The sequence below is a fragment of the Streptomyces sp. NPDC002742 genome, assembly GCF_042888885.1.
In the GTDB taxonomy this organism is placed as follows: Bacteria; Actinomycetota; Actinomycetes; order Streptomycetales; family Streptomycetaceae; genus Streptomyces.
Window position 1 is genome coordinate 176,850 of the sequence record NZ_JBIAQF010000007.1, and the last position, 17,819, is coordinate 194,668.

Genomic DNA, 17,819 nt, shown 5'->3' on the forward strand with positions numbered 1-17,819 from the left:
CACGAGACGGACGCCAAGCCCGCCACCCGTCGACGCACCCGCAAGGCTGTCGCCACGGAGCCCACGGAGAGCTGATCTCCCGCCCGATGGCCCGGTCCCCCTTCCTGGGGGGCCGGGCCATCGGCGTTTCCCCCACCCCCGCCTCCGCCTCCCACTCCGCCCCTGCCGTGCCGTGACGTGCCATGCCGTGCCGTGCCGTGCCTTCCGCCGGTCCGGGTGCCGACCGCCCGCGGCACCCATCCGGCACCGGCCCCGGACCGCCCACCCGCCGAGCGGCTGTCAGCGGCGCCCGATAGCCTCGTCCGCATGAGCAGGCCCTACACGTTCGTTCCGCCCGCCGGTGTCCGCGCCCACCGACTGTCGACCGCACGCGGCGAGTTCGCCGTGCTCGACGCCGTGCCGGACGGGCGGTCCAAGGGGACCGCCTTGCTGCTGCCGGGGTTCACCGGGAGCAAGGAGGACTTCATCGCGCTGCACGCGCCGTTGGCCGCGGCGGGGTACCGGACGGTGGCCGTGGACGGGCGCGGACAGTTCGAGACCGAGGGGCCGCGGGACGACGAAACGGCCTACGCGCAGAGCGAGTTGGCACAGGACGTGCTCGCACAGGCGGCCGCCGTCGGCACCCCCGTACACCTCGTGGGGCACTCGCTCGGCGGCCTGATCGCCCGCGCCGCCGTACTGGTCGACCCGTCACCGTTCGTCTCACTGACGCTCATGGCCTCCGGCCCGGCCCAGATCTCAACGTCCCAGCAGCAGCGCGTCAAGCTGTTGCGGGACGCGCTGGCCGTGATGAGCATGGCCGAGGTGTGGGAGGCGATCCGGGCGATGGAGTCGCCCGAGGAGACCGACACGGGCGCGCTGGACGCGGGGCTCGACGACCTCGCCGACCTGCGCCGCCGCTGGCTCGGCAACAGTCCCGCCCAACTCGTCGCCACCGGACGCCAGCTCTGCGACGAGCCCGACCGCGTCGCCGAACTCGCCGCCGTTCCCCTGCCGAAGCACGTGATATCCGGCGAGCTCGACGACACCTGGCCGGTCCCCCTGCTGGACAAGATGGCCGTACGGCTGGACGCGCACCGCACGGTCGTGGAGGGGGCCGAGCACTCCCCGAACGCCGACCAGCCCCTGGAGACCGCCCGCGCGCTGGCCGGTTTCTGGGACAGCACGGGCCCGCACGCCTAGCACCGCGCCGCCGGTACCGCGCCCTGTAGTCACTACGTCTGCCGCGCCTGCTAGTACTGCGCCTGCAGGTGCTCCCAGAAGCCGTCCCGCAATGCGCGGCGCAAGTCCGACTGTCCGCGCAGGGAGTACTGGAGCAGGCCCTCGGCCTCGACCAGCAGGTCCTGGTCGACCGAGCCGGGTAGGTACGGGTGCCCGGGAAGCAGCTCCACCAGGGATTCGCGGCCCCGGGCGGCCAGCCACTTCGCGGCGATCTGGGCGCCGACGAAGCGCACGTCCTCCCGGGTGGGCCGGACCGCCGCCGTCGGGTCGTACGACTGGGCGGTCCGCCTGGCCACGTACGGCTTGAAGAAGTCGAGGTCGAGCGTGCGCTGGCTGTCGACCTCCCACAGAAGCGGTTCGGCCTGGTTTCGCCCCTCGGGCGCCTCGATGCCCCAGAGGTGGACCCGGGCGCCGTAGCCCTGCGCCGCCTCGACCGCGGAGACGAGGTCCTCGTCGCCGCCGAGCAGCGCCGCGTCACTGATGGCGCGGTGCCGGGCGAGGGACTCCAGGTCCGACCGGATGAGCGAATCGACGCCCTTTTGCTGGTTGTTGGCGTTCAGGTTGCCCAACCGGACCTTCACGTCCGGGAGTTCGGCGATGGCCTGCTGCTCCGCGGTGTGGATGCGCCGTCGCGCGCCGTCGTACCAGTAGACGCGCAGCAGTCGGCTGTCCGCGAAGATCGTGCGGGCCCGGTCGATGAGCGCCTCGATGAGGCCCTCGGTGTCCAGGTCGAACGAACGGCGGTCCTCCGTGCCGGCGACGAGCCGCCCCGCGGCCGCGTACAGATATCCGGCGTCAACGAAGATCGCGTGGGTGGAGGGGGTCTTCGCGACCTCGGCGAGCACGCGCTGGAGCAGCTCGTTCGTACGGTCTATGCGGGCGGCGAGCGCCGCGTGGTCGTCGTTCATCAAGACTATTGTCCCGGCGGTCACGCTGCGAACACAACTGGCGCCGTTCAGTCTCCGCCACCCGGCCTACCCGCCGGTAATTAGGTTCTCGAAAAATTTCCTTAGCGTAGGGAATGTTTGTAACACGCATCCCGTTGACTCCCTACGTGAGCGAGGACACTGGTGCCTCGCTCCGCCCACACAAGTAGTTCTCCTCAGGAGGATGACCAGACGAAGGGAGAAGCCCATGCGCTTCGAAATCATGCGACTCGACGATGTCGACGGCACGCCCGTGGACAGCACAGTCGTGGACGCCGCCTCCGTCAACCGGATCGTTCAGCAGGCCGCCGCCATCGGGCAGCGACTGTGGATCCGCCCGGCCGATACAACCGCTTCGTAACACGACGATCATCCGCTTCGCCGTACGAGGACGCACCGAACGCGCCTCGTAGGACCGGAACGCGTTGCGGACCGCAGACGCTTCTCAGACTTCAGAGCCCCGCACGGCGAGGATGCCGTGCGGGGCTCTGCGTGTCCGGACGAAGCGGTGGCCTGTCCTGGACCATCGCTGAACCGCCGCCCGGGGAACGCCGTCAGCTTCCCTTGATCACCTGCGTGACGCCGTTGATGATCTGCTGCACCGCGATGGCCGAGAGCATCATGCCCGCGAGCCTGGTCACGAGCACCACGCCACCGTCCTTGATGACACGGATGATCAGCAGCGAGTAGCGCATCACGACCCACAGCACGACATGGATCGCGAGAATGGCACTCCAGAGCGAGACCTGTGTGGCGACCGTGTCGGCCTTCTGCACCGCGAGGATCACGGACACGATGGCGCCCGGCCCGGCGAGCAGCGGCATGCCCAGGGGGACGAGGGCGACGTTGACGTCCTTGGTCTGCTTCGGCTCGTCGGTCTTGCCGGTCAGCAGGTCGAGGGCGATGAGCAGGAGCAGCAGTCCGCCCGCGATCATCAGCGCGGGCACGGACACGTGCAGGTAGTCCAGGATCTGGTGCCCGAGGAGCCCGAAGGTGGTGATGACGCCACCGGCGACGCAGACCGCCTGGAAGGCCATCCGCCGCTGCACCCTGGCGGGGCGACCGGCGGTCAGCGCCAGGAAGATCGGGGTGATCCCGGGGGGATCCATGATGACGAAGAGGGTGACGAAGAGGGAGCCGAAGACGGCGACGTCGAACATGGTGGAGAGAAGCCTTGCGAGGTGGTGGGAGAGGGTGGGCGGATCTTCCGGCCACCGCTTCTGGCAGTCGTTCCGCGGACGGAACAGGGCGGCACGACCGGCGGAGCCGGGTGCCTGGGGACGGGCCGGTGAGCACGGCACGGTTCCGGTCGAGCGGGGGCGGGACGTACGCCCCGTGCCGTTGACCCGTGTGGGCGACCCGTGCGGGCGACCCGTGCGGGCGCGGCTCCGTCTGGCGGCCGGCCGACCGGACCGGGCCCGGAACGCGTGCCCTCGGCCCGGCGACGACCGGGACCTCCGGCCGGACCGGGCACGAGCCTCAGCACGCGCCGCCCCGCGATGGCCGGCGCCCTACGACACCGGCCCTGCCCGTACGAGCCTCACGTACGGGCGGCCTCGCCCACGGGGCTCGCGACAGCGACCCGTCGACACCTGCGCAGCCGCAGCCATAGCCCTAGCCGCAACCTGGGATGAGGCAGAGGCGCCGGTGCCGGCCTGACGGAACCCCGCCCGTACGGGAACGTCCGGGGGGGTTCAGGCTCCGCCCGCGCCCGGCACCGGGAACGCCCCGGTGGCGCGGCGGGTGATCTCCCCGTAGACCTCGGGGTCGGTGGTGAACTCCCCGAGCACACAGGTCTTGCGGCTGCCGTGGTAGTCGGACGAGCCCGTGGTCAGCAGCCCCAGCTCGGCGGCCAGACCGCGCAGCCGTGCCCGGGTGGCCGGCTCGTGGTCCATGTGGTCGACCTCGATGCCGTCGAGGCCCGCGGTGGCCAACTCGGCGATCACCGACTCCGGCACGGTACGGCCCCGCTTGGCGGCGGCCGGGTGCGCGAAGACGGTGACGCCCCCGGCCCCCTTGACCAGCCGGATCGCCTCGAAGGGGTCGGTCTCGTGCTTGGGGACGTAGGCGCGGCCCCCGTCGGCGAGCCACTGCCCGGTGAAGGCGTCGGAGACACTGTCGACGACGCCCAGCTCGACCAGGGCGGAGGCGACGTGCGGGCGTCCGACCGACCCGTCGCCCGCGATGCGCGCCACCTGTTCCCAGGTGATCGGCACGCCGAGTTCCCGGAGCCTGGCGATCATGCTCCGGGCGCGCGGCACCCGGTCGTCCCGCACCAGTTCGCGCTCGGCGAGCAGTGCGGGCTCCTCGGGGTCGAAGAGGTAGGCCAGCATGTGCATGCTGATGCCGTCGATCCGGCAGGAGAGTTCGGCGCCGGTGACGAGAGCGAGCCCCTCGGGCAGTGCGGCGATCGCCTCGGCGTACCCACGGGTGGTGTCGTGGTCGGTCAGCGCGACGACGTCGAGACCGGCGGCGGCGGCGTTGCGCACCAGTTCGGCGGGGGTGTCCGTACCGTCGGAGGCGGTGGAGTGGGCGTGCAGATCGATGCGCACTACGCGGACTCCAGGCGGTGACGGAACGGACGGGGACGCTCAAGGATAACGGGGAATCCGGGACCCGCCTGTCACACCCGTACCGGCCGAGCGACCCCTACCGACTCCACCGAAACCGGCATCCGGTTCCCAGGGTCGGCGCCTCGGAGCACGACCAGGGGCGAAGCGTTCCGCGGAGCCGACCGCGAGCCGAGCCGTCACGGGCAAGCGTTCCGCGGAGCCGACCGCGAGCCGAGCCGTCACGGGCAAGCCGTTCGCCGAGTGCTAGGGCTCCAGGATGCGCGGCGACAGCGCGCCGCACGGCAGCAGGTCCACCTCCGCGCCCGCGTCGCGCAGGTCCGTGAGGACCAGTTCGTCGTACATCAGCAGCCCGGTCTGTTCGGGCCAGACGACGGCCCACAGCCACAGCCCGCGTGCCTCGCCCGCGAAGACGGCGCGGTCGTCGGGGGAGCTGGAGACATGCCAGAGCGGGGTCGGCCGGCCCGCCGCGAGGACCTTCGCCTGAGGCGGTTTCTCGACACTCATGTACGGGCCGGGGTCGGGTCCGTCCATCCCCGCGTAGCGCGCGCCGAGACCGACGCCCAGCTCCTCGGCGACCAGGATCAGCTCACCCATGCCACCCAGCGGTCCGGGCCCCGAGCAGGCGATGGCGGTGGCCCTGCCTCCGCTGCGGTCGTCCCCCGCGAACGCCGCTCCGGTGAACAGCCAGCCGACGGGGAGCGGCCACGGCATCCACACCGGCACCCGGGCGCGGTGCACGACCACACCGAGGGCCTCGACGCTGGGCGGGATCACGGGCTGCAGCGGATGCACCGTGCCGTGCACATCGCACTGCCAGGAATCGGCAAAGAGGCCGGGAGCCCTGACCCGGCCACCACACTTCGGGCAACTGGGTTCGCCCCTCATAGGGCCCAACGGTCCTCCCCGTCCTTCGCCGCGTCAAGGACGATCACCCGTCCGGCGTGTGCCTGTCATGTCAAAAACTACGTGCATGTTGCATTAATTAGCCCACCTAACTTATTGTGTGCATAGGCCAACGATCCAGTCGGCGCACAGTGAAGGAGCGGGCATGATCAACAGCACGGAAGGCCCCGCCGAGGGCGACACGTTCGGCACCGGCGCCGGCATCGTCCTGCGTCAGCCGAGGGCCGTCTGGGCGACGGCCGGGGCGTCCGTCGTCGCGTTCATGGGCATCGGGCTCGTCGACCCGATCCTGCCGTCCATCGCCCGGGGACTCGATGCCACGGCCGGCCAGGTGTCCCTGCTCTTCACCTCGTACTTCCTGATCACCGCCGTCGCGATGCTGGTGACCGGCTTCGTCTCCAGCCGGATCGGCGGCCGCCGGACCCTGCTGCTCGGCCTCGCGCTCGTCGTGGTCTTCGCCGGACTCGCCGGCACCTCGGGATCGGTCGGCGAACTCGTCGGCTTCCGGGCCGGCTGGGGGCTCGGCAACGCGCTGTTCGTGTCCACGGCCCTCGCCGTCATCGTCGGCGCGGCGGCCGGCGGCAGCGCCACGGCGATCCTGCTGTACGAGTCGGCGCTCGGCCTCGGCATGGCCTGCGGCCCCCTGGCGGGAGCCCTGCTCGGCAACGTCAGCTGGCGCTACCCGTTCTTCGGCACCGCGTTCCTGATGGCGGTCGGCTTCCTGTGCATCACGGCGTTCCTGAAGGAGCAGCCGAAGCCCGCGCGCACGACCTCACTGCTCGACCCGCTGCGCGCCCTCGGCCACAAGGGCCTCGCCTCCGCCGCGGCCTCCGCGTTCTTCTACAACTACACGTTCTTCACCGTGCTGGCCTTCACCCCGTTCGTACTGAACATGACGCCGTACAAGTCCGGCGCGGTGTTCTTCTGCTGGGGTCTGCTGCTCGCGGTCTTCTCGGTGATCGTGGCGCCGCGCATGCAGGCGCGGTTCGGCTCGCTGAAGGTACTGGGCGGCTCCCTGCTGCTGCTCGCAGCCGACGTGCTCGTCCTCGGGTACGGGGACCACACCACCGCCGTCGTCTGCACGGTCCTGTCCGGCGCCTTCATCGGCGTGAACAACACCGTCTACACGGAGCTGGCCCTCGGGGTCTCCGACGCACCCCGCCCGGTGGCGAGCGCCGGCTACAACTTCGTGCGCTGGTTCGCGGCCGCGGCGGCTCCGTACTTCGCCCCGAAGATCGAGGAGTGGAGCAGCATCCGTGTGCCGTTCGTGGTCGCCGCCGTCACCGCGCTGCTGGGCGCGGCCGTGGTCTACCTGCGTCGCGACGCGCTGTCGAAGGAGGCCGAGGAACTGGAGCCGGTCCACGCCACCGAGGACGGTGTCACGATCTTCGCCAACTGAGCTACCTGGAACCAGGATTGACGTGTCATCACATTCGACGGTCCCGGGCCGATCAGTCCAGGGGTACGGACCTGCGCAGCGGATCGCGCAGGTCCGTACCGCCGTTCAGCCAGCGCTCCTGAAGGGCGCCCGCGCCGTGGACGCGTTTCCAGGCGGCCTCGTTGGGCGTCATCGGCAGCAGCGGCAGGAAACGTACGGGATCGGCGGGCTCGTCCAGTTCCAGGTCCTCCACCAGACCGCCGGACTCCGCGACCAGGACGGAGGTGAACGGCGCGCCCGGCCAGAGGGGTTCACCCACGTCGAGCGAGGCGCCGGAGGCCACGACCAGACCCTCGACCTGGGGGGAGGCGGCGAGTACGGCCAGCGGGCGGAGCACCTTGTCGGTGTCGGCGCCGGCCGGGCGGACCGAGAGGATCAACTCGGCGCGCGGACCCTTCACCGGATCGGCGAGCACGGCGGTGGGGTCGGCCATCGGCTGGGCGGACATCCCGAGCGTGGCGTAGCGGACGATGTCGCCCTCGGTGAAGCGCAGCACCTCGATGCGGTCGGTGCCGAGGAAGGTGACCGCGGCCCGCGCGTCGGGTTCGCCCAGCGCGGAGCGCAAACGGGCCTCGACCAGAGGAAGAACATCAGCCATGAAGCGAGCATAGGCCGCGTCAATTGCGCCAGGGTGCACCGGACCCCGGTCAACAACGCGCAAAGCGGAGCCTTGACGTATCGGTGCGCTGATAGTCTTGGCCGCTGGTCGGAGCAGTGCATGACCGAAGGCCCCACCAGGCCCTCATGGCACTGCGGGAGTTGCTCCCGGGCTCCGGCACACTGAGACTGATCTGACTCCCCCTCGGCGGGAGGCAGACTCCCCTTCGGGGGATGGATCGTCCCCCACGGGGGACCGACCGGAGGAGGTGGGGCTGCAATGGACCGAAGTCGACCGTGCAGTACCACCCGCTCTTCCGGTCGCTGAGTCCGTAGCTGGTTCCGCTGGGTTTTCAGCCCTGCCGGCCGCCGCCTCCCGCAATCGTGTGCATACGTGTCAGCGTTGCCCGGTGCACCACGGAAGAGCGCTTCGTTTCCGCCTGATCTGTCCGATCTGAACCCCTGATCTGTCTGATCTGAATCAGTAGCGAAGCTGCCACCGCGACGGTGCGGTGCTCCCCGCTTTGTGGACGTGCCAAACATCCGCAGTCAGGACGTCCCCATTCCGGGTAGTTCCAACCGTCGCCGGCCGCCTCCGTTGCGAAAAGGAGCCTGCCATGTCGATGATCCGTGACCTGCGCGCCGCGGTCCGCCCCCGCCCCTCCCTGCGCAAGGACAGTGGCTCGTACGACACCACCCGTGACCCCGGCACCCCGTCGGCCGTGGTCGACTGCGCCGTCTACCGCGACGGCGCCCGGATCGCGACGCGCACACCGCTCACGCCGCAGGAGGCGATGCGTCAGGTGCGTCGCGACGGCGGCTTCGTGTGGATCGGCCTGCACGAGCCCACCGAGGACGAATTCGCTGTCATCGCCCGGGAGTTCGGGCTGCACCCGCTGGCCGTGGAGGACGCCGTCCAGGCCCACCAGCGCCCCAAGCTGGAGCGCTACGACGACTCCCTCTTCACCGTCTTCAAGACCATCCACTACGTCGAGCACGACCGGCTGACGGCGACCAGCGAGATCGTCGAGACCGGCGAGGTCATGTGCTTCACCGGACGGGACTTCTTCATCACCGTCCGGCACGGCGGGCAGGGCTCGCTGCGCGCGCTGCGGCACCGGCTGCAGGACGACCCCGAGCTGCTCGCCAAGGGCCCCTCCGCGGTCCTGCACGCGATCGCCGACCATGTCGTCGACGGCTACATCGCGGTCGTGGACGCCGTGCAGGACGACATCGACGAGGTCGAGACCGAGGTGTTCTCGCCGGGCCGCAAGGGCACCCCGCGCGGCACGGACGCCGGGCAGATCTACCAGCTCAAGCGCGAGGTGATGGAGTTCAAGCGGGCGGTGTCGCCGCTGCTGCGCCCCATGCAGCTGCTGAGCGAGCGCCCGATGCGGCTGATCGACCCCGACATCCAGAAGTACTTCCGCGACGTCGCCGACCACCTCGCCCGTGTGCAGGAGCAGGTCCTCGGTTTCGACGAACTGCTCAACTCGATCCTCCAGGCCAACCTCGCGCAGGCCTCCGTGGCACAGAACGAGGACATGCGCAAGATCACCTCGTGGGCCGCGATCGTCGCCGTACCGACGATGGTCTGTGGTGTGTACGGCATGAACTTCAAGTACATGCCCGAGCTGCACTGGCGCTACGGCTACCCGGTGGTCATGGGCGTCACCGTCGGGCTCTGCCTCTCGATCCACCGCATCCTGAAGCGCAACGGCTGGCTGTAGTGCGGGCTGGTTAGTCTTGCCCCATGACGCAAGAGCTGCTCGACCAGGCCCTCGTCGAGGAGGCCACCAAGAAGTCCGGGCTGATCTGGGTGCGCGACGTCGGCACGCCGTCATCCCCCGGTCCGGACCACGAGGTGCCCGCCCGCGCGCTGTGGCACGTGTGGCACGACGGCGCGGCCTGCCTGGTCGGCGACGGGCCCGGCGAGCAGCCGCTGCCGGGGCTGCTCGACGGGGGCGACGCGGTCGTCACCGTACGCAGCAAGGACAAGGGCGGACGGCTCGTGTCCTGGTCCGCCACCGTCGTGGAACTCGGCGCGCACACCCCGGAGTGGGAGGCGGCCGTCGGGGAGCTCAAGGGCAAGCGGCTGAACGCACCCGACGGCGAGGCCATGCCGGAGCGCTGGGCACGCGAATGCCGGGTGCTGCGTCTGGAACCGACGGGCGTGACCGCGGAGCTGCCCGATGGTTCGCTCGCCGAACGGCCGCTGCCGTCCCCGGCGACGACCCGCCGGCCGATCCCGGCGGCGCTGCCCCGCCTGCTGATGAAGCGGCGCAAGCGCGGCTAGCGGGCCACGAGGCTGCACGAATCACGCCGCCCCGTCGCGGTTCGTGGGCGCGGTTCGTGGGTCGTGGTGGGGCTTCGTGGGTCGTGGTGGGGCTTCGTGGGTCGTGGTGGGGCTTCGTGGGTCGTGGTGGGGCTTCGTGGGCGTGGGTCGTGGGCCGCTCGCCGCTCGCCGCTGGTCTCAGGTCGCAGGTCGCAGGTCGCAGGTCGCTGCGGGCTTATGACGAGGGCAGCTGCTGCCCGTAGTCGACCGTGTCCTTCTTGGACGGCTCCGCCAGCGGGAAGTCCTTGCCCCACTCCGTCAGACGGAGGGTGCCGGCGTTGCCCGCGCGTCCCAGCAGGAGCGGGTACGGGGTGCCCTCCAGGGAGACGTCCAGGGTGCCGCCCGCGCCCTTGTCGCCGGTGATGCGAATGGTGCGGACGCCGGACTGGTCGTGGTGGCCGTCCTTGGCGAGGGCGCCGTGCAGCCCGAGCAGCCCGTCGAGCAGGACGTCCTTGTCGGTGAAGCCGCTGAAGCGCTTGTACGCGGGGTCGCCGGTCGGCACCTTCACGTACATGCCCCGCAGCTTCTCCACCGCCGCGGTGTCCGCCGACTTGCCGCCGCTCTTGCCGTCCTGATGGGCCCAGAACTCGCCGTCGGCCTTGAGGAAGAGGTGCTCACCGACCCGCAGCAGCCGGAAACTGGCCCCCTTCGAGGTGACCGACCCGGTACCGCCGTCGGACTTGAGGCGCATGTCGAGGGTGAACGTGGTCCCGTTGGAGACGACCGTCCCGGAGAGCCGCACGGTCTGCGCGGCCTCGGCCGCCTTCCTCGTCCTCGCCTGAATGGTCGCGGCAGACAGCTTGCCGACCCCGTTCGTGCCCGCGTCCGGATCCCCGCTCCCGCACCCCGTCAGCCCCGTCCCTGTCACGGCCAGTGCGCACATCGCGGCCACCGTCACGGCTCTGCGGGTACGGCCCTGGGGAATTGCAGTCACAGGTGGGGCTGCCTTTCGTGCGGTCCTCAAACGGCGTACGGCAGCGTACCGGTGCGGCACCCGCCGGGCGGAGGCGGTCCGTCCGGACCGCCCACCAGGGCGTACCCGAGCGGGACGGGCTAGCCTGAAGCCCACCCGAGCGGACAGACCGGTACACAACGCTCCGAAGTGAAGGAGGCGCTGGCATGGCCGCAGCCGCCCCCCGGATCTTCGTCTCGCACCTGGCCGGCGTCGCCGTGTTCGACCCGAACGGCGACCAGGTGGGCCGTGTGCGGGACCTCGTCGCCATGCTGCGCGTCGGACGGCGGTCGCCCCGCATGCTCGGCCTCGTCGTCGAACTGTCCACGCGCCGCCGGATCTTCCTGCCCATGACCCGGGTGACCGGCATCGAGTCCGGCCAGGTCATCACGACCGGCGTCCTGAACGTGCGCCGCTTCGAGCAGCGGCCCACCGAACGGCTCGTCTTCGGCGAACTGCTCGACCGGCTCGTGACCCTCGTCGAGACGGGCGAGGAGGTGACGGTCCTGGACGTGTCGATCCAGCAGCTGCCCGCCCGCAGGGAATGGGAGATCGGCCGGGTCTTCGTGCGCAAGGGGCGCAGCGGCGCCTTCCGGCGCGCCAAGGGCGAGACGATGACGGTCGACTGGTCCGCCGTCACCGGGTTCTCCCTGGAGGAGCACGGACAGGGCGCGGAGAGCCTGCTCGCCACCTTCGAGCAGCTGCGCCCGGCCGACCTCGCGAACGTGCTGCACCACCTGTCGCCGAAGCGGCGCGGCGAGGTGGCCGCCGCGCTCGACGACGACCGCCTCGCCGACGTACTCGAAGAACTGCCCGAGGACGACCAGATCGAGATCCTCGGCAAGCTCAAGGAGGAACGCGCGGCCGACGTCCTGGAGGCGATGGACCCCGACGACGCGGCCGACCTGCTCGCCGAACTGCCCACCGAGGACGTGGAGCGGCTGCTGACTCTGATGCGGCCCGGCGAGGCGGCGGACGTCCGGCGGCTCATGGCGTACGCGGAACGGACGGCGGGCGGCCTCATGACCACCGAGCCCATCGTGCTGCGGCCCGACGCGACCGTGGCCGAAGCGCTCGCCCGGGTCCGCGATCCCGACCTCTCCCCCGCGCTCGCCGCCCAGGTGTACGTGTGCCGCCCACCGGACGAGACACCGACGGGCAAGTACCTGGGTGCGGTGCACTTCCAGCGGCTGCTGCGCGATCCGCCGTTCACCCTGGTCGGCTCGCTCGTCGACGACGACCTGCAGCCGCTGGCCCCGGAGGACGAGCTGCCCGTGGTCGCCGGGTTCTTCGCGACGTACGACATGGTGGCGGCCCCCGTCGTCGACGAGAGCGGCTCGCTGCTCGGGGCGGTGACCGTGGACGACGTACTGGACCACATGCTGCCCGAGGACTGGCGGGAGACGGAGTTCCACCTCGACGAGAGCGTGCACGAAAGCCTGCACGCGGAGAGCCACGACAGCGGCGACAGCCATCAGGCCGGCCGAGCAGGCGTCCCCGGGGACGGCCGGGGCCACGAGGACGGCCGCCGGGGGCCGGACGGCCCGCTGGGCGGAGAGGGACGACATGGCGCCTGACCGTGAGGCCCGTGAGCGGGCCTCCACGGGGTCGACGGCGACCCCCCGGCCACGCACCCGGCTCGACCAGCCGAAGCCGCCGCGGCGCAGACTGCTGCCCGAGTGGGACCCGGAGGCCTTCGGACGGTTCTCGGAACGCATCGCCCGCTTCCTGGGCACCGGGCGGTTCCTCGTCTGGATGACGATCGTCATCATCATGTGGGTGGTCTGGAACGCCTTCGCGCCGCACGGCCTGCGTTTCGACAACTACCCGTTCATCTTCCTGACGCTGATGCTGTCGCTCCAGGCCTCCTACGCCGCCCCGCTGATCCTGCTCGCGCAGAACCGGCAGGACGACCGGGACCGGGTCAACCTCGAACAGGACCGCAAGCAGAACGAGCGCTCCATCGCCGACACCGAGTACCTCACGCGCGAGATCGCCGCGCTGCGGATGGGCCTCGGCGAGGTCGCCACCCGCGACTGGATCCGCAACGAGCTCCAGGACCTGGTCAAGGAGCTGGAGGACCGGTATCCCGACGGCCACGGGGACGGCCGCGTCGTATTCCCGGCGGAACGGTCGCACGGACGTGACGTAGACGACCGGTGAAGGGCTTACCGGGGCCCATGGGGTGCGCCGTACCATCGTCCCTATGGCTACGGAAGACGCGGTGCGTGAAGCACTGGCGACGGTGAACGACCCCGAGATCAACCGACCCATCACCGAACTGGGGATGGTCAAATCCGTGGAGATCGGTGCGGATGGCGTGGTCGCGGTCGCGGTGTACCTCACGGTCTCCGGCTGCCCGATGCGCGACACGATCACCCAGCGGGTGACGGAGGCGGTCTCGCGGGTCGAGGGCGTCACCGGTGTCGACGTGGAACTCGACGTGATGAGCGACGAACAGCGCCGCGAGCTGGCGACCGCGCTGAAGGGCGGCACGGCCGAGCGCGAGGTTCCCTTCGCCAAGCCCGGCTCGCTCACCCGCGTGTACGCGGTCGCCTCCGGCAAGGGCGGCGTCGGCAAGTCCTCGGTCACCGTGAACCTGGCGGCGGCGATGGCCGCCGACGGACTCAAGGTCGGTGTCGTGGACGCCGACATCTACGGCCACTCGGTGCCGCGCATGCTCGGCGCCGACGGCAAGCCGACCCAGGTCGAGAACATGATCATGCCGCCGTCCGCGCACGGCGTGAAGGTCATCTCGATCGGCATGTTCACCCCGGGCAACGCGCCGGTGGTCTGGCGCGGCCCGATGCTGCACCGCGCCCTCCAGCAGTTCCTGGCGGACGTCTACTGGGGCGACCTGGACGTCCTGCTCCTCGACCTGCCGCCGGGCACGGGCGACATCGCCATCTCCGTCGCCCAGCTCGTCCCGAACGCCGAGATCCTGGTCGTCACGACCCCGCAGCAGGCGGCGGCCGAGGTGGCCGAGCGGGCCGGCTCCATCGCCGTGCAGACCCACCAGAAGATCGTGGGCGTCGTCGAGAACATGGCGGGGCTGCCCTGCCCGCACTGCGACGAGATGGTCGACGTCTTCGGCACCGGCGGCGGCCAGTCCGTCGCCGACGGCCTGACCCGCACCACCGGCGCCACCGTCCCGGTCCTCGGCTCCATCCCGATCGACGTCCGCCTGCGCGAGGGCGGCGACGAGGGCAAGCCGGTGGTCCTGACCGACCCCGACTCCCCCGCCGGCTCGGCCCTGCGTGCCATCGCCGGCAAGCTGGGCGGCCGTCAGCGCGGCCTGTCGGGCATGTCGCTGGGAATCACCCCGCGCAACAAGTTCTAGGACTTCCCGCACGACGCTCCAACGCCGTCGTCACGAAGGAGGGGGCGCCGTCCGCACGGACGGCGCCCCCTTCCTCGTAGCGGCCGCCAGAGCCTCGCGGAGACTGTCCCTCGCGGAGACTGTCAGACCCCGTGTCCGCCACCGGTGCCCGCGGCGGCCGCAGCCGCCGCCAGGGCCTTCCTAGGCGTATGCCTCGATGTCCTTGATCATCGCGAAGCCCAGCCCGTACGCGCTCATTCCCCGCCCGTACGCGCCCACGTGGACGCCTTCCTGGGTGGAACCCGCGAGAACCCAGCCGAACTCGGACTCGCGGTAGTGGAAGGTCGTGGGGACGCCGTCCACGGGAAGGGACAGGGTGGACCAGTCCGGACCGTCAAGATCGTCGGCCAGCACCCACGCGGTCTCGGTCTGTTGGTCCAGCCAGTCGTCGCGCAGGGTGTGGTCCATCTGGCCGGGCCAGGTGAAGGACAGCAGCCCCACACCGGCCAGCCACGCCGCCGAGGACACCGAGGTGGCCTCCAGCAGTCCCGTCCCGTCCGCGCTGCGCCGAACGGGGCTGGCGGCGACGGTGACCACCACCGCGAACCGCTCCTTGTCCTCGCCCGGCTCGGGGCGCACCGAGGGCTCGTCCCCGTGCCCGATCGAACCGTGCTCGACGGCACCGTCCGCCGAGGTACCCACCTGCATCAGCCAGTGCTGCCCTGTGAAGGCCTCGTCGAGGCCGTACCAGGGGAAGGGCGCCAGCAGGTAGCCGTCGACCGTACGCCGGGCGGAGGGGACCTGTTGTCCGCCCTCCGCGGCCGGCGCCTGCACGCCCACCCGACTTGTCGTCTCCATCTGCCGGACGCCTCCTCGCTCTCGTCGGACCGGGTGGCCCGCCCCCCTCGGGCGTCCTTGTCGGTCCGCACAACAACTGGGCAGCATAGCCACACCGCTGCGAGCAGCGGCGAAAGCGCCCGGCGCGTAAGGAGTGCGAGCGGCGTGTCCGGACCTTGCGGGGCCTGTTCGCGGCCCGCGGACGAACACGTTCCGAGGCCGGTCCCGACCGGCCGGGGCCAGGGCCGGTCCGGCCCTGCCGGGGTGGTGGACGCCCGGTCGCGCACGCTCCCGTGCGGCGGGCCGCCGCGGTACTCCGTACGGCTCAGGTGGCGTCGGCGTCGAAGGGCGGGTGCTCGTCGGCGTCGAGCTTCTCGCGCTTCTTCGTCATGTCGACGGAACCGCCGGCCGTGCCGTCGGAGGACGAGGTGGCCCCGGAGGACCCGGAGGCGTCCGAGGAGTCGGACTCTCGGCCGTGCACCACGTCCGTGACCTCGGCCATCTCCTTCTTCAGGTCGAAGCCGTTACGGATCTCCTTGAGCCCCAGCTCGTCGTTGTCCAGGTGCTTGCGTATGAACGTCTTGGGATTGAGGTCCTCGAACTCGAAGTCCTTGAACTCCGGGCCGAGTTCATCGCGGATGTCCGCCTTGGCGCTCTCCGAGAAATCACGGATCTTGCGAATCGTGCGCGTGACGTCCTGGATCATCTTCGGGAGCTTGTCGGGACCGAAGACGAGCACGGCCAGGACGACCAGCGTCACCAGCTCAAGCGGTCCTACGTCATTGAACACCTGATAACTCCTTGCGATGTCCTCGGTCCACGGCCCTCGGGAGTCTTCCGTGGTCCGGGCCGGGACCAACGGTACCCGGCGTTCCCGTCCGTCCGGAACTGTCCCGGGGCTTCCGACTTCCTGTACACCGTTGGTTTTCCATGATGTTTGCTGTCCGGAGTTGCGGGATCATGCTCGGCTGTGGGGTTCGCGCCGCTCGCGGCCGTGACTCGCGGGGCTCTCAGTCGCCGTTCGCGGAACCGAGGACCAGGGTGACCGTCTTCCGCGTGCCGCCCCGCCGCACGGTGAGCCGGAGCCGGTCGCCCGGCCGGTGGGCGCGGGTCCGCACGATGAGTTCCTCGCCGGAGTGGACACGTCCGCCGTCGACCTCGGTGATGACGTCGCCCGGCTTGATGCCCGCCTTCGCGCCGGGCCCGCCGGTGGTGACGGGCGGACCGCCCCCGGCGGCCTTGGTGCCGACCCGCGCGCCGTCACCGGCGTAGTTCATGTCGAGCGTGACACCGATCACGGGGTGGGTGGCCCTGCCGGTGTTGATGAGCTCCTCGGCGACGCGCTTGGCCTGGTTGACGGGGATGGCGAAGCCGAGCCCGATGGAACCGGCCTGCCCGGTCCCCTGGTCGGAGCCGCCGTCGGCGGACCGGATGGCGCTGTTGATGCCGATGACGCGGGCCCGGGAGTCGAGCAGGGGCCCGCCCGAGTTGCCGGGGTTGATCGGCGCGTCCGTCTGGAGCGCGTCCACGTACGAGACGTCGGTGCCGTCGCCCGTCTCGCCGCCCGCCGTGATGGGCCGGTCCTTGGCGCTGATGATCCCGGAGGTGACGGTGTCGGCGAGGTCGAAGGGCGCGCCGATGGCGACGACGGGGTCGCCGACCTGGACGCTGTCCGAGTTGCCCAGCGGCATCGGGGCGAGACCGTGGACTCCCGAGACCTTGACCACGGCGAGGTCGTATCCGCTGTCGTGTCCGACGACCTCGGCCTTCGCGGTCTGACCGCCGCTGAACGTCACGGATATCGTGCCGCCGGCGCCGGCCGGTCGGATCACGTGGTTGTTGGTGAGGATGTGTCCCTCGCCGTCGAGCACGAAGCCGGTGCCCGTTCCGTCTTCCTCGCTCCCGTGCACGTGCAGGGTGACGACGCTCGGCAGCGCGTGCGCCGCGATCCCGGCCACACTGTCCGGGGCGCGCCCGGGGGCTTCCTTGGCGGCCTGCGGCAGCTCGATGTCCGTCAGCCCCCCGTTCCGCTCCAGGTACGCCCCTACGGCGCCGCCCACTCCCCCGGACACCAGCGTGAGCGCGACGGCCCCGAGCACCAGGGCCTTCCTCGCCCTCCTGCGCCGCTCCGACGCGGTGGGCACGGCGACCCCGTTCTGCTGAAGGGGGCCGTACTGCTGGAGTGCGCCGTACCGCTGGAGTGCGCCGGGCTGCCGGAGTGCGCCGGGCGCGGCCGCCCAGGGGTCGTAGTTCTGCCAGGGGTCGGGAACAGCGGACTCGGCCGGGGCGGGAGAGACAGCGGGGGCGGCAAGGGGCTGGGGCATCGGGGCTGCCGGGTTCGGGGACCCGGAGGGTCCCGGTAGGCGGGGCAGGACGTCGAAGGGCGCGCCGCCCTGCGCCGGGACTGCCCCTGCGAGGTGCGCTCCGCCGGCGGGGGCTCCCTCTTCGGCCGGGCCGGGAACGCCCGGGGGCCGGTCCAGCTCGTGGTCGCCCCCGGTGTCGTCCTCACGGGCCGTCCCCGGCTGCGTCCGCGCCTCGGGCGCAGCCGGGGACGGCCCGCTCTGCGCGCTCTCCGCGAGGACGGTGGGGTACGTGGAGTCCGGTTCCGTGGGATGAGCCGGTGCGATGTCCGCGCCCGTGCCCCGGGGCCGGGGTCGACTCCACCACTTCGCCTTCGTGGGCCTGCCCTCGTTCATGCTCTCCCCACACCTGGCCCGC

General features: G+C 71.1%; 17 protein-coding genes. 8 read left to right on the top strand and 9 right to left on the bottom strand.

From position 1 onward, the window contains the following. Positions 1 to 306: 306 nt before the first annotated feature. A complete protein-coding gene (locus ACFYW8_RS14560) occupies positions 307 to 1,182 on the top strand; it encodes an alpha/beta fold hydrolase (RefSeq protein ID WP_389073103.1) in 876 nt (291 codons plus the stop codon). 50 nt (positions 1,183 to 1,232) lie between these two features. On the opposite strand, the gene ACFYW8_RS14565 is transcribed toward ACFYW8_RS14560, so the two are convergent. Continuing rightward, entirely contained in the window at positions 1,233 to 2,129 is an 897-nt protein-coding gene (locus tag ACFYW8_RS14565; RefSeq protein ID WP_365874505.1) for an NYN domain-containing protein, read from the bottom strand. 226 nt (positions 2,130 to 2,355) lie between these two features. On the opposite strand from ACFYW8_RS14565, the gene ACFYW8_RS14570 reads away from it, so the two are divergent. Further along, positions 2,356 to 2,508 (top strand): hypothetical protein, encoded by a 153-nt coding sequence (locus ACFYW8_RS14570; protein WP_020136747.1) that lies wholly within the window; start codon positions 2,356 to 2,358, stop codon positions 2,506 to 2,508. 193 nt (positions 2,509 to 2,701) lie between these two features. Here the strand turns inward: ACFYW8_RS14570 and ACFYW8_RS14575 are convergent, their stop codons facing one another. From ACFYW8_RS14575 to ACFYW8_RS14585, 3 genes are all read right to left on the bottom strand, one after another. Beyond that, positions 2,702 to 3,307 carry a MarC family protein gene (locus ACFYW8_RS14575; protein WP_365874507.1) on the bottom strand — a complete coding sequence of 202 codons (606 nt, stop codon included), beginning with the start codon at positions 3,305 to 3,307 and terminating at the stop codon, positions 2,702 to 2,704. 534 nt (positions 3,308 to 3,841) lie between these two features. Beyond that, complete coding sequence (locus ACFYW8_RS14580) at positions 3,842 to 4,699, bottom strand: PHP domain-containing protein (RefSeq protein ID WP_389073116.1); 858 nt, start codon at positions 4,697 to 4,699, stop codon at positions 3,842 to 3,844. A 264-nt stretch (positions 4,700 to 4,963) separates the two neighbouring features. Further along, the gene (locus ACFYW8_RS14585; protein ID WP_365874511.1) at positions 4,964 to 5,605 is read right to left on the bottom strand and encodes a DUF6758 family protein; all 642 of its coding nucleotides are present in this window, start codon (positions 5,603 to 5,605) and stop codon (positions 4,964 to 4,966) included. A 163-nt stretch (positions 5,606 to 5,768) separates the two neighbouring features. Between ACFYW8_RS14585 and ACFYW8_RS14590 the strand changes: the two genes are divergently transcribed. Next, complete coding sequence (locus tag ACFYW8_RS14590; protein ID WP_389073122.1) at positions 5,769 to 7,022, top strand: MFS transporter; 1,254 nt, start codon at positions 5,769 to 5,771, stop codon at positions 7,020 to 7,022. A 52-nt stretch (positions 7,023 to 7,074) separates the two neighbouring features. Here ACFYW8_RS14590 and ACFYW8_RS14595 read toward each other — a convergent pair whose 3' ends face one another. Further along, positions 7,075 to 7,659 (bottom strand): suppressor of fused domain protein, encoded by a 585-nt coding sequence (locus tag ACFYW8_RS14595; RefSeq protein WP_365874515.1) that lies wholly within the window; start codon positions 7,657 to 7,659, stop codon positions 7,075 to 7,077. 616 nt (positions 7,660 to 8,275) lie between these two features. Here ACFYW8_RS14595 and ACFYW8_RS14600 point away from each other — a divergent pair. Both ACFYW8_RS14600 and ACFYW8_RS14605 read left to right on the top strand, forming a co-directional pair. Then, positions 8,276 to 9,388, top strand: coding sequence for a magnesium and cobalt transport protein CorA (locus ACFYW8_RS14600; protein ID WP_365874517.1), 1,113 nt, complete (start codon positions 8,276 to 8,278; stop codon positions 9,386 to 9,388). Positions 9,389 to 9,411: 23 nt separating this feature from the next. After that, positions 9,412 to 9,954, top strand: a complete 543-nt coding sequence (locus ACFYW8_RS14605; RefSeq protein ID WP_389073131.1) for a hypothetical protein — start codon at positions 9,412 to 9,414, stop codon at positions 9,952 to 9,954. A 214-nt stretch (positions 9,955 to 10,168) separates the two neighbouring features. Here ACFYW8_RS14605 and ACFYW8_RS14610 read toward each other — a convergent pair whose 3' ends face one another. Then, entirely contained in the window at positions 10,169 to 10,927 is a 759-nt protein-coding gene (locus tag ACFYW8_RS14610; protein ID WP_365874521.1) for a hypothetical protein, read from the bottom strand. 185 nt (positions 10,928 to 11,112) lie between these two features. Here ACFYW8_RS14610 and ACFYW8_RS14615 point away from each other — a divergent pair, with 185 nt between their 5' ends. From ACFYW8_RS14615 to ACFYW8_RS14625, 3 genes are read left to right on the top strand one after another with little or no spacing between them, the layout of a single operon-like run. Beyond that, positions 11,113 to 12,522 (top strand): magnesium transporter MgtE N-terminal domain-containing protein, encoded by a 1,410-nt coding sequence (locus ACFYW8_RS14615; RefSeq protein ID WP_365874523.1) that lies wholly within the window; start codon positions 11,113 to 11,115, stop codon positions 12,520 to 12,522. After that, positions 12,512 to 13,108: a DUF1003 domain-containing protein gene (locus tag ACFYW8_RS14620; protein ID WP_389073141.1), complete on the top strand. Its 597-nt coding sequence runs from the start codon at positions 12,512 to 12,514 to the stop codon at positions 13,106 to 13,108. The genes ACFYW8_RS14615 and ACFYW8_RS14620 overlap by 11 nt, the downstream gene beginning before the upstream one ends. 43 nt (positions 13,109 to 13,151) lie before the next feature. Continuing rightward, positions 13,152 to 14,285 carry an Mrp/NBP35 family ATP-binding protein gene (locus ACFYW8_RS14625; protein WP_365874527.1) on the top strand — a complete coding sequence of 378 codons (1,134 nt, stop codon included), beginning with the start codon at positions 13,152 to 13,154 and terminating at the stop codon, positions 14,283 to 14,285. A gap of 180 nt (positions 14,286 to 14,465) precedes the next feature. On the opposite strand, the gene ACFYW8_RS14630 is transcribed toward ACFYW8_RS14625, so the two are convergent. The 3 genes from ACFYW8_RS14630 to ACFYW8_RS14640 all read right to left on the bottom strand — a co-directional run bounded on the left by ACFYW8_RS14630 (position 14,466) and on the right by ACFYW8_RS14640 (position 17,797). Further along, the gene (locus tag ACFYW8_RS14630) at positions 14,466 to 15,122 is read right to left on the bottom strand and encodes a hypothetical protein (protein WP_365874529.1); all 657 of its coding nucleotides are present in this window, start codon (positions 15,120 to 15,122) and stop codon (positions 14,466 to 14,468) included. Positions 15,123 to 15,426: 304 nt separating this feature from the next. Further along, positions 15,427 to 15,891 carry a sec-independent translocase gene (locus tag ACFYW8_RS14635; RefSeq protein WP_389073149.1) on the bottom strand — a complete coding sequence of 155 codons (465 nt, stop codon included), beginning with the start codon at positions 15,889 to 15,891 and terminating at the stop codon, positions 15,427 to 15,429. 220 nt (positions 15,892 to 16,111) lie between these two features. Beyond that, the gene (locus tag ACFYW8_RS14640; RefSeq protein ID WP_389073153.1) at positions 16,112 to 17,797 is read right to left on the bottom strand and encodes a trypsin-like peptidase domain-containing protein; all 1,686 of its coding nucleotides are present in this window, start codon (positions 17,795 to 17,797) and stop codon (positions 16,112 to 16,114) included. Positions 17,798 to 17,819: the final 22 nt, after the last annotated feature.

What these genes read in the sequence shown, in the direction of transcription:
- ACFYW8_RS14560 (WP_389073103.1), top strand. Translation starts at nt 307, where the DNA reads ATGAGCAGGCCCTACACGTTCGTTCCGCCCGCCGGTGTCCGCGCCCAC.
- ACFYW8_RS14565 (WP_365874505.1), bottom strand. Translation starts at nt 2,129, where the DNA reads ATGAACGACGACCACGCGGCGCTCGCCGCCCGCATAGACCGTACGAAC.
- ACFYW8_RS14570 (WP_020136747.1), top strand. Translation starts at nt 2,356, where the DNA reads ATGCGCTTCGAAATCATGCGACTCGACGATGTCGACGGCACGCCCGTG.
- ACFYW8_RS14575 (WP_365874507.1), bottom strand. Translation starts at nt 3,307, where the DNA reads ATGTTCGACGTCGCCGTCTTCGGCTCCCTCTTCGTCACCCTCTTCGTC.
- ACFYW8_RS14585 (WP_365874511.1), bottom strand. Translation starts at nt 5,605, where the DNA reads ATGAGGGGCGAACCCAGTTGCCCGAAGTGTGGTGGCCGGGTCAGGGCT.
- ACFYW8_RS14590 (WP_389073122.1), top strand. Translation starts at nt 5,769, where the DNA reads ATGATCAACAGCACGGAAGGCCCCGCCGAGGGCGACACGTTCGGCACC.
- ACFYW8_RS14595 (WP_365874515.1), bottom strand. Translation starts at nt 7,659, where the DNA reads ATGGCTGATGTTCTTCCTCTGGTCGAGGCCCGTTTGCGCTCCGCGCTG.
- ACFYW8_RS14600 (WP_365874517.1), top strand. Translation starts at nt 8,276, where the DNA reads ATGTCGATGATCCGTGACCTGCGCGCCGCGGTCCGCCCCCGCCCCTCC.
- ACFYW8_RS14605 (WP_389073131.1), top strand. Translation starts at nt 9,412, where the DNA reads ATGACGCAAGAGCTGCTCGACCAGGCCCTCGTCGAGGAGGCCACCAAG.
- ACFYW8_RS14615 (WP_365874523.1), top strand. Translation starts at nt 11,113, where the DNA reads ATGGCCGCAGCCGCCCCCCGGATCTTCGTCTCGCACCTGGCCGGCGTC.
- ACFYW8_RS14620 (WP_389073141.1), top strand. Translation starts at nt 12,512, where the DNA reads ATGGCGCCTGACCGTGAGGCCCGTGAGCGGGCCTCCACGGGGTCGACG.
- ACFYW8_RS14625 (WP_365874527.1), top strand. Translation starts at nt 13,152, where the DNA reads ATGGCTACGGAAGACGCGGTGCGTGAAGCACTGGCGACGGTGAACGAC.
- ACFYW8_RS14630 (WP_365874529.1), bottom strand. Translation starts at nt 15,122, where the DNA reads ATGGAGACGACAAGTCGGGTGGGCGTGCAGGCGCCGGCCGCGGAGGGC.
- ACFYW8_RS14640 (WP_389073153.1), bottom strand. Translation starts at nt 17,797, where the DNA reads ATGAACGAGGGCAGGCCCACGAAGGCGAAGTGGTGGAGTCGACCCCGG.